Annotated in this window: 8 protein-coding genes; 4 read left to right on the top strand and 4 right to left on the bottom strand. The window is 69.3% G+C overall.

Translation table 11 applies throughout. The features are described 5' to 3' along the window. The 3 genes from ACT6S0_RS24305 to ACT6S0_RS24295 all read right to left on the bottom strand — a co-directional run. A partial coding sequence (locus tag ACT6S0_RS24305; RefSeq protein WP_444766335.1) for a sensor histidine kinase occupies positions 1-981 on the bottom strand: 981 nt, incomplete at its 3' end. 55 nt (positions 982-1036) lie between these two features. Beyond that, positions 1037-1432 (bottom strand): PilZ domain-containing protein, encoded by a 396-nt coding sequence (locus ACT6S0_RS24300; RefSeq protein ID WP_444766336.1) that lies wholly within the window; start codon positions 1430-1432, stop codon positions 1037-1039. Positions 1433-1480: 48 nt separating this feature from the next. Then, the gene (locus ACT6S0_RS24295) at positions 1481-1915 is read right to left on the bottom strand and encodes a hypothetical protein (protein WP_444766334.1); all 435 of its coding nucleotides are present in this window, start codon (positions 1913-1915) and stop codon (positions 1481-1483) included. A 100-nt stretch (positions 1916-2015) separates the two neighbouring features. Here ACT6S0_RS24295 and ACT6S0_RS24290 point away from each other — a divergent pair, with 100 nt between their 5' ends. From ACT6S0_RS24290 to ACT6S0_RS24275, 4 genes are all read left to right on the top strand, one after another. After that, entirely contained in the window at positions 2016-2585 is a 570-nt protein-coding gene (locus ACT6S0_RS24290) for a DUF1134 domain-containing protein (protein ID WP_444766333.1), read from the top strand. A gap of 132 nt (positions 2586-2717) precedes the next feature. Then, positions 2718-5615 (top strand): adenosylcobalamin-dependent ribonucleoside-diphosphate reductase, encoded by a 2898-nt coding sequence (locus ACT6S0_RS24285; protein WP_444766332.1) that lies wholly within the window; start codon positions 2718-2720, stop codon positions 5613-5615. A gap of 211 nt (positions 5616-5826) precedes the next feature. Then, entirely contained in the window at positions 5827-7497 is a 1671-nt protein-coding gene (locus ACT6S0_RS24280) for a cation:proton antiporter (RefSeq protein WP_444766331.1), read from the top strand. After that, positions 7494-8375, top strand: coding sequence for a universal stress protein (locus ACT6S0_RS24275; protein WP_444766330.1), 882 nt, complete (start codon positions 7494-7496; stop codon positions 8373-8375). The genes ACT6S0_RS24280 and ACT6S0_RS24275 overlap by 4 nt, the downstream gene beginning before the upstream one ends. 21 nt (positions 8376-8396) lie before the next feature. Here ACT6S0_RS24275 and ACT6S0_RS24270 read toward each other — a convergent pair whose 3' ends face one another. Then, on the bottom strand, positions 8397-9344 hold the full coding sequence (locus ACT6S0_RS24270; protein ID WP_444766329.1) for a 4-hydroxyproline epimerase: 948 nt from the start codon (positions 9342-9344) through the stop codon (positions 8397-8399). Positions 9345-9662: the final 318 nt, after the last annotated feature.

Genomic DNA, 9662 nt, shown 5'->3' with positions numbered 1-9662 from the left:
GGCCAGGCCCACGCCGGCGCCGCCACTGGTCGTGCCGAAGCCGTGGCCGTTGTCGGCCACCTCCACCGTCAGGCCTCCACCCGCTGCATGCGCGGCGCGGATCTCGATGCGGCCGCCCTCCGGCAGGGGCGACAGGCCGTGCTTGATCGCGTTCTCGACCAGCGTCGGCAGTACCAGCGTGGGCAGCTGGGCGCCCAGCAACTCGGGCGGCGCGCTGATGCCGAAGGACAGGCGCTCGCCCATGCGCATCTGCAGGATGGCCAGGTAGTGGCGCACCAGCTCCAGCTCGTCGGCCAGCGTCGACTCATGCCTGCGCATGCCGGGCAGGGCAGCGCGCAGGTAGGCGATCAGCGCCACCAGCATGTCGCGGCCGCGCTCGGGCTGGGTCTCGTACAGACGCTTGACGTTGGCCAGCGTGTTGAACAGGAAGTGGGGCTCGATCTGCGCGTTCAGCGCCGACAGCTGGGCCTCGGTCTGCTGCGCCTTGAGGGCCTCGCGCTCGCGGAACAGGCGCGTCAGCTCGTCGCGCCCCTGGCGCTGGGCGTGGCTGACGCGAAGCAGCGCATAGGCCATGCCGCCCAGCAGCGTCCACAGCGCGATGGTCGACACCACCCAGCCGGGCTTGACCCGCATGCTTGCGTCGCCCATGGCCGCGACGGCATAGCGCAAAAAGGTGCCGAGGGCGGCCCCCAGCCCCACGGCCAGGGCCTGAATGGTCAGTGCGGCCGGCAGTTTCCAGCGGCGCCCGGCGAGCAGGGCCTCGGCCAGCGCCACCAGCAGCAGCAGCGACAGCCCGGTCAGCAGCGACTGGCGGCTGAAACGGATCAGGTCGAACAGCGCGTCGGTCGTGCTCTTGCCGCTTTCGCCGAACCAGACCAGCGAGCGCGAGATGGCATGCAGCAGGCAGAAGTAGTAGACGCCCGCCAGCATGCGCAGGTTGCAGACACGCCGAAAGGCTTGCAGGGGGCTCAGTTGCTCCATTCGGCCCATTCTCGGCGGGCCACCGCCTGGCAGTGCGGGATGCGACGAACTCCCCTCAGGCGGCGCCGGCTGCGGCAATCAGGGCCTTGAGTTCGCGCTCCGAGGCCGCCGGGTCGCCGAGGTTGAACTCGATGAGGCGGCGCAGGTGGGTGATGGATTCGATGTCGATGCTGCGGCAGATCACGCCCGCATGGGCGCCCTCGACATGCGCCAGCTCGCCGGCCATGGCGATGACGAAGTCGGTGCTGTGGCCGTCATCCCCGTTGCCGCCCAGCGGCATCTTGACAAGGCAGGGCATGCCTGCCTGCGCCGTCTTGCCGGCGGGCAGCTCCAGCAGCACGCCCTTGAGCGAGATGTCCAGCACCTGGCAGGTCAGGTGCTCCTGGGTGGTGACCAGCTCGGCGCCGGCGGCAAAGGCGACGCGGGTGAATTGGCGGCGTTCGGTGCTGATGATGGTCTCCCGGGGCGGGCCTGCGCAGGGGGCAGGGCGCGGCCCATCCTAGACGAAAGGTTCCAGCGCGGCAGCGCCGCTGAAGACGGTGCTGTGGTCCACGGCCTGCTGCAGGCGCTCGGGCGCGAGCGACGCCAGGCCCATGGCTTCGAGCATGAACCAGGCCGCGCGCAGATAGGCCACGATCTCGTCGCGCGTGGCATCGGGTGCGACAGGCTCGCTGTCCCAGCCGGGCCCGGTGGTGGGGCGTGGCGCGACGACGGCCGGCCGGTGCGCCCGCGCGATGCGCGCCAGCAGCTCCCGCGTGTCGACCGTCGCGCTGGGGGCATCGATGAGGCGCACCAGGTCGCCGAGCTGCTGCTCGGCGGCCGCGGCCAGCAGGCGCGCAGCCTGGTCGGCCCCACCCGCCAGGTAGAGGCCGGCGGCAAGGTCCACGTATTCGAGGGCGGCGGACAGCCTCTGGAGGTCGGGGTTGGTCGACATGGAGGTCGAGTCTAGGTTGTGTGCAGGGGCAAGAGGTGGCCAAACTTCACACTGGCTTGTTTATGCTGCCCCCTCGTTGAGGGCATCCAGGAGAGCCGCCGTGATCGACCGCCGCCAGCATCTGCAACACCTCGCCGCCCTGGCCACCGCTGCGGCGCTGCCCGCTCTTGCCGCGGACGACCAGAACGCCACCTATGACCAGGACTCCATCCTGAAGGCGGCCATCGACTTCTTCGGCCAGACCACCGAGGGACTGGCCAAGGTGGTCGAGAAGGCCTTCAAGGAACAGGGCCGACCCAATGCCTACATCAAGGGCGAGGAAGCCTCGGCGGCCATCACCGTGGGCCTGCGCTATGGCGAGGGCGAGTTGCTGATGAAGGGTGGTGCCGCATCCAAGGTGTTCTGGGCCGGGCCGTCCATCGGCTTCGACCTCGGCGCCAATGCGTCCAAGGTCTTCACGCTGGTCTACAAGCTGCCCAAAGCCAGTGCCATCTACCAGCGCTTTCCCGGCGTGGACGGCAGCCTCTACTACATCGGCGGCGCGGGCCTCAACTACCAGCGCCTGAACGGCATCACGCTGGCGCCCATCCGCCTGGGCGTGGGCTTGCGCGCGGGCGCCAGCGTCGGCTACCTGCACTATCGCCGCGAGAAAAGCCTCAACCCGTTCTGAGAGCCCGACTCGCCAAAGTCTGCGTGATGTCAATGCGACATGCCAATGCGGCGGGCACCCTCGCCGTCTTCGGGATGCAGCCGCCTTGCCTGTGGGCGTAGACTGTATTTACATCCAGTATTCGAGACCGCCGTGAGCACTACCACCGACCTCCCTGTTCAGGACATCTCCAGCGAAGTCCTCATCGAAAAATACGCCAAGGGCCACGAGCAGACGCCCAACGAGCTGCGCGAACGCGTCGCCACGGCTTTGGCCCAGGCGGAGAAGCCGGCCGAGCGCGCCCACTGGGCAGCCGCCTTCCTGGACGCACAAAAGCGCGGCTTCGTGCCGGCCGGCCGCATCATGTCCGCCGCCGGCACGGAGCTGTCGGCGACGCTCATCAACTGCTTCGTGCAGCCGGTGGGCGACTCCATTGCCACCGCCGAGGACGGCGTGCCCGGCATCTACACCGCCCTGACCGAAGCGGCGGAAACCATGCGCCGCGGTGGCGGCGTCGGCTATGACTTCAGCCGCATCCGGCCGATGGGCGCCTGGGTGGGCTCGACCCGCAGCCATGCCTCCGGCCCGATCAGCTATATGCGTGTCTTCGACCGCAGCTGCGAGACGGTCGAGAGCGCCGGCAGCCGCCGCGGCGCGCAGATGGGCGTGCTGCGCTGCGACCACCCTGACATCGAAGCCTTCATCCACGCCAAGGACCAGGGCGACCTGCGCAACTTCAACATCTCGGTCGGCGTGACCGACGCCTTCATGGAAGCCGTGCAGGCGGATGGCACGGTGGAGCTGGCGCACAAGGCCCAGCCCAGCGTCGAGCAGATCGACGCCGGCGCCTACCAGCGCGGCGACGGGCAATGGGTCTACCGCAAGGTGCGCGCCCGTGAGCTGTGGGACCAGGTCATGCGCTCCACCTACGACCACGCCGAGCCGGGCGTGCTGTTCCTGGACCGCATCAATGCCGACAACAACCTGCACTACTGCGAGACGATTGCGGCGACCAATCCATGCGCTGAGCAGCCCCTTCCGCCCTACGGCTGCTGCTGCCTCGGCTCCATCGACCTGACCCGCTTCGTGCGCGACCCGTTCAGCGCCAAGCCCGCCTTCGACGAGGCCGGCTTCGCCGAGGTCGTCGCCGTGGCCACGCGCATGCTGGACAACGTCCTTGACGTGACGCCCTGGCCGCTGCCCGCACAGGCGCAGGAGGCCGCCAACAAGCGCCGCGTGGGCCTGGGCTTCACGGGCCTGGGCGATGCCCTGGTCATGCTGAACCTGCGTTACGACACGCAGGCCGCGCGCGACATGGCCGGCCGTATCAGCGAGGTCATGCGTGACGCGGCCTACGCCTCGTCCAGTGACATCGCCGCCGAGCGCGGCAGCTTCCCGCTCTTCAATGCCGACCTCTATCTCTCCGGTGGCAGCTTCGCGTCGCGCCTGCCTCAAAGCCTCAAGGACAAGATCCGCGCCCAGGGCCTGCGCAATTCGCACCTGCTGTCCATCGCGCCCACCGGCACCATCAGCCTGGCCTTCGCCGACAACGCCAGCAACGGCATCGAGCCGGCGTTCTCATGGACCTACACGCGCAAGAAGCGCCTCGGCCAGGCCGAGGGCGGTGGCTTCAAGGAATACCAGGTCGAGGACCATGCCTGGCGCTTGTATAGACATCTGTTCGGTGCCGATGCACCGCTCTCCGACGCCTTCGTCACCGCCCTCGAGTTGAGCGCGGCCGACCATGCGTCCATGGTCGCCGCCGTGGCGCCGTTTATCGACACGTCCATCAGCAAGACGGTCAACGTGCCGGCCGACTATCCCTACGAGGACTTCCAGAACCTCTACATCCAGGCCTGGCAGACCAAGCTCAAGGGCCTGGCCACCTACCGGCCCAACAGCGTGCTCGGCTCGGTGCTTTCGGTCACGCCGGAAGTGAAGCAGCCCGAGCCGCTGCGTGCGGAACCCGGTGGCGCCAACCAGCGCCTGCGCGTGGAGCGACTGCCGAATGCCGTCGTCGCCTCGCTGCGCTGGCCCAGCCGCCCCGACATGCCCGGCGGCAACCCGGCCTGGAGCTATCTGATCCAGCACCCGCACGGTGACTTTGCCCTCTTCATCGGCGAGCTGCCGCTGGACGGCCCCGACGGCGGCCTGTTCGGTCGCAACCTGCCCTTCGAGGTCTGGGTCAACGGCGCCGAGCAGCCGCGCGGCCTGGCGGCGCTGGCCAAGACCCTGTCGACCGACCTGCGTACCAACGATGCCGCGTGGCTGCGCCTCAAGCTCGGCGCGCTGGCCACGGTGGCCGAGGAGCGCGCCTTCGAGATGCCGATGCCGCCGAGCGGCGAGAAGCGCCTCTTCCCCGGCGTCGTCGCGGCCACGGCCGCCGTCATCCGCTGGCGCTGCGAGCAGCTCGGCGCGCTGGCGGAGGGCGGCCCCACGCCGGTCGTCGACGCGATGTTCAGCCGCAACGAGCCACGCACCGGCGTGTCGGGCACGCTGGCCTGGGCGGTGGACGTGGACAACCCGGCCACCAACGAGCAGTTCACGCTGACGCTCAAGGAGGTGGTGCTGCCCACCCCGGATGGCGGCAGCGTCATGCGCCCCTGCGCGATGGGCTTCTCCGGCAACTATCCCAAGGCACTGGACGGCCTGGCCCGCCTGCTGTCGCTGGACATGCGCGTGATGGACCCCGGCTGGATCGCCATGAAGCTGCGCAAGCTGCTCAACGTCGGCGAGCCGCTGGGCCACTTCATGGCGCCGGTGCCTTCCTTGAGCGGTGAACGCCGCCAGCAGATCTGGCCGTCGACGGTGGCCTATGTGGCTCGCCTGGTCATCCATCGCTACGCGATGCTGGGCATCCTCGACGAAGCCGGGCAGCCGCTGACCGACATGGGCCTGTTGCAGACGCCTGCGCCCAAGCTCTCCACCGCCGCCGGTACGTTGCAGGTCCAGGCCGGCAAGCCCTGCCCGGAGTGCGGCAACGCCACCATGATCCACAAGGACGGCTGCGACTTCTGCACGGCCTGCGGGTATGTGGGGCAGTGCGGCTGAGAGGATGGGCCCGTTCACGGCCGTCTGGCTGTGCGGTAGCGCACAGCGGGCGAATGGGGGTGACCTGATCCCGTCCTGCCCACCCATCTAGATGGGAGCGAGTCCGTCACTTTGGATGGATCCGGCTTATGCGGCGGGTCGGCTGGGTCGGCGTCGGCCTCGCCGCGCCCTTGGTCATCAACGCGTCGCTCGGCGACTGAGCGGGGTGTGAATGCACAGTCCCTTTGTCGAGTTCGCCCTGCTGCTGCTGCTCTGCGCGCTGGTCGGCGCGGTGTTCGTGCGCCTGCGCCAGCCGGTGCTTGTCGCCTACATCGTCGTGGGTATCGCCGTGGGTCCGGCGGTCTTCGGGCTGGTGTCGGCCCACGACCAGATCGACCTGCTCGCGCAGGTCGGGGTGGCGGTGCTGCTCTTCGCGGTGGGCCTGAAGCTGGACCTGCACCATATCCGGCACATCGGCGCGGTGGCGCTGGCCACTGGCCTGGGGCAGCTCGCCTTCACCATCGTGATCGGCTTCGCGCTGGTCCTGGCGCTGGGCAAAGGGGTGATGGAAGCGCTGTATGTGGCCGTCGCGCTGACCTTCTCCAGCACCATCATCATCGTCAAGCTGTTGTCCGACAAGCGCGAGCTCGACAGCCTGCACGGCCGCATCGCGGTGGGTTTCCTGATCGTGCAGGACCTGGCGGTGGTGGTCGCGATGATGGTGATGAGCGCCCTGCGCGGCACCGGCGACGCCGGCGGCGAACCTGCCGGCCTGCTGGCGGTGCTGCTGTCGCTGGGCTGGCGCATCGGCGCCGCGGCGGTGGCGATGTTGGTGCTGATGCGCTGGGTGCTGCCGGCCCTGGCGGCTGCAATGGCGCGCTCGCAGGAACTGCTGCTGGTCTTTGCCATCGCCTGGGGCGTGGCGCTGGCCGCCGTGGGCGAGTGGGCGGGTTTCAGCAAGGAGGCGGGCGCCTTCCTGGCCGGCTTCTCGCTCGCCTCCACGCCCTACCGCGAAGCGATGAACGCACGGCTGACCGGCATCCGCGACTTCCTGCTGGTGTTCTTCTTCATCGACCTGGGTGCCAAGTTAGAACTCTCGACGCTGGGTGCCGAGGTGGGGCCGGCCATCGTGCTGTCGCTCTTCGTGCTCATCGGCAACCCGCTGATCGTGATGGCCATCATGGGCGCCATGGGTTATCGCCGGCGCACCGGCTTCATGGCCGGGCTCACGGTGGCGCAGATCAGCGAGTTCTCGATCGTCTTCGTGGCCATGGGCATCACGCTGGGCCATGTGGGCGTGCAGGCCCTGAGCCTGACCACGCTGGTGGGCCTGGTGACGATCACAGTCTCCACCTACATGATCTTGTACGCCCAGCCACTGTATGAGCGTCTGGCGCCGTGGTTGCGCGTCTTCGAGCGCCAACACCCGCAGCGCGAGGTCGACGGTGAACCGGCCGGCTCCTGCGGCCCTGATGCCATCGTCATCGGCCTGGGTCGCTACGGCTGGCGGCTGGCCCACAAGCTCCAGGAGGCGGGCGTGCAGGTCCTCGGCGTGGACTTCGATCCCGAAGTGACCGACGCACCCGTGCCGGGCGGTGTGGAAATGCGCTACGGCGACGCCCAGGACCCCGAGTTCCTCGACACCTTGCCCCTGGCCCTCACACCGTGGGTGGTGAGTACGCTGCCCGACCTCGACTCCAACCGGCTGCTGCTGCATGCGCTCATCGAGCGCGGCTACGGCGGTGACCTCGCCATCGTGGCGCGCGACGATGCCGCGGGCGCCGCTCTCAAGAGCTCGGGTGTCCCCATCGTTCTCTATCCGATGCGCAACGCGGTCGACTACGTCGTCGAGCACCTCAGCGGATTGATCGGGGCTGCACGCCCTGGAAAGGAGGCCTCATGAACCATCTCGGTCCCATCCTCGCTGCCACCGACTTCTCGGCCCCCGCCAGGCATGCCGCCGACCGCGCCGCGCGGCTGGCGCGCGAGACCGGCGCTGCGCTGACGCTGATGCATGTGATTCCGGGCAGCGCCCTGCATGAGCTCCGGCAGTGGCTGGGTGTCGGCCACGCGATGGAACAGCAGCTCCACGACGATGCGCAACGCCAGCTGGACAGGCTGGTGACGGGGCTGCAGGTGGCCGCTCGCGTGGTCAATGCCAGTGGATCCGAGCTGGACGAGATCGGCCGCGAAGCCGAGGCGATGCATGCCGCCCTGCTGGTCCTGGGCGCGCGCGGCGCCGGGTTCCTGCGCCGGCTGGTGCTGGGCAGCACGTCGGAGCGCCTGCTGCGCCGCACGACGCGGCCCCTGCTGATCGTTCGGCAGACGCCACGCGAACCCTACCGGCGCGTCCTGGTGGCCCTGGACTTCTCCGCCTGGTCGGCGCATGCCATCGCGCTGGCCCGCCGCGTGGCGCCGCAGGCCAGGCTGCTGCTTTTCAATGCCTACCAGGTGCCGTTCGAGGAAAAGCTCCACTTCGCCGGCGTCGATGCCGCAACCATCGAGCACTACCGGCAAAAAGCCCGCGCAGACGCGACCCGGCGCCTGCATGCGCTGGCCGCCGGTAGTGGCCTGGGGCCTGCCGACTGGGAGCCCTGCATCGTCGAAGGAGATGCCTCCCAGCGCATCATCGAACACGGGCAGGCGAAGGACTGCGACCTGGTCGTGCTCGGCAAGCATGGCAAGTCCGCTGCCGAGGACCTGCTGCTGGGCAGCGTCAGCAAGCACGTGCTCGCCGAGGGCGAGACCGATGTGCTGGTGTCTACAGCGACAGCGGCCTGACCATGAGATGGCTCCTTCCTTTCAAGCCTGCAGGCCCCAGCCAAAGGGATCGTCGGGGTCGATCAGCAGCGTCGCCTCCGCGCTGATGAAAGCCCGGCCGCGAATGGTCGGCACGATGCTGGCGCCGTCCTTCTCGTACCAGCTCTCGAAGACGCTGCCGATGACGCTGGCCTGACGCCAGACCTGGCCCGGCGCCAGCTTGCCCGCTGCGGCAAGGCAGGCCAGCTTGGCGCTGGTGCCGGTGCCGCAGGGTGAGCGGTCGTACTGGCGGCCGGGGCACAGCACGAAGCTGCGTGAGTCGGCCAGGGCCGGGTCGACGTCGGCGAACAGCTCGATGTGGTCGATGACGGCGCCGTCCGTGCCGCGGTGGCCCTGGGCGTGCAGCGCCTGGCCCAGCAGGTCGGCATAGTCGGTCAGTGCGGCCACGCGGTCAGGTGTCACCGCCTGGCCGTGGTCGGCGCACAGGAAGAACCAGTTGCCACCCCAGGCGATGTCGCCCGTCACCGTCTGGCCTCCTGCAGCGGTCTGAAGCTCGACGCTGACGCCGGCAGCCAGGCGGTAGGCCGGCACATTGCGCACGCTCACCTTCCCATCGTCGTGCAGCGTGGCGAGCACATTGCCCACGGGCGTCTCGATGACATGCGTGCCCGGCGCGATGCGGCCCAGGTGCGCCAGCGTGGCGACCAGCCCGATCGTGCCGTGGCCGCACATGCCGAGGTAGCCGGTGTTGTTGAAGAAGACGACGCCGGCGGCGTGCGCCGGGTCCAGCGGCGGGCACAGCAGCGCGCCGACGAGCACCTCGCTGCCACGCGGCTCCAGCAGCGTGGCGCAGCGGTAGCGGTCGTGTTCGCGGGCCAGCCGCTCGCGCCGCTCGGCCATCGTGCCGCTGCCAAGGTCGGGGAAGCCAGCCACGACGACGCGCGTCGGCTCGCCGCCGGTGTGGGAGTCGATGATCTGGATGCGCTTCATGGCTGGGACGGGCAATGGGGCGGAGCAGCATCGCCGGGGCTGTTGGGAGGCGCCATGTTCCCTCAATGCTCGGGCGCGCGGGCTTCCGGGTCGGCAGCATGTCCGATACGGCGTGGCGCCCGTTTGTGCACTAATCCGTCCAGGCAAGCCGTTGGAGCCAAGACATGGTGACCGAAATCAACCTGAGTGAGCGGGTATTCGCCCTGGTGACGCGCCCGCCCGAGCCGGACTGCACGCCGAGCGCGCGCCCTGCCGATGCGGCGGCGCGCGCCATCGACAGCGCGGCCCGGAAGGCGGGGCTGGCCGCCGGTGCCCTGG

It is taken from the genome of Roseateles sp. (assembly GCF_052436255.1).
Lineage (GTDB): Bacteria > Pseudomonadota > Gammaproteobacteria > Burkholderiales > Burkholderiaceae_C > Pelomonas.
Note: the sequence above shows the minus strand (reverse complement) of the source record. Positions and strands in the feature narration are given on the sequence as shown.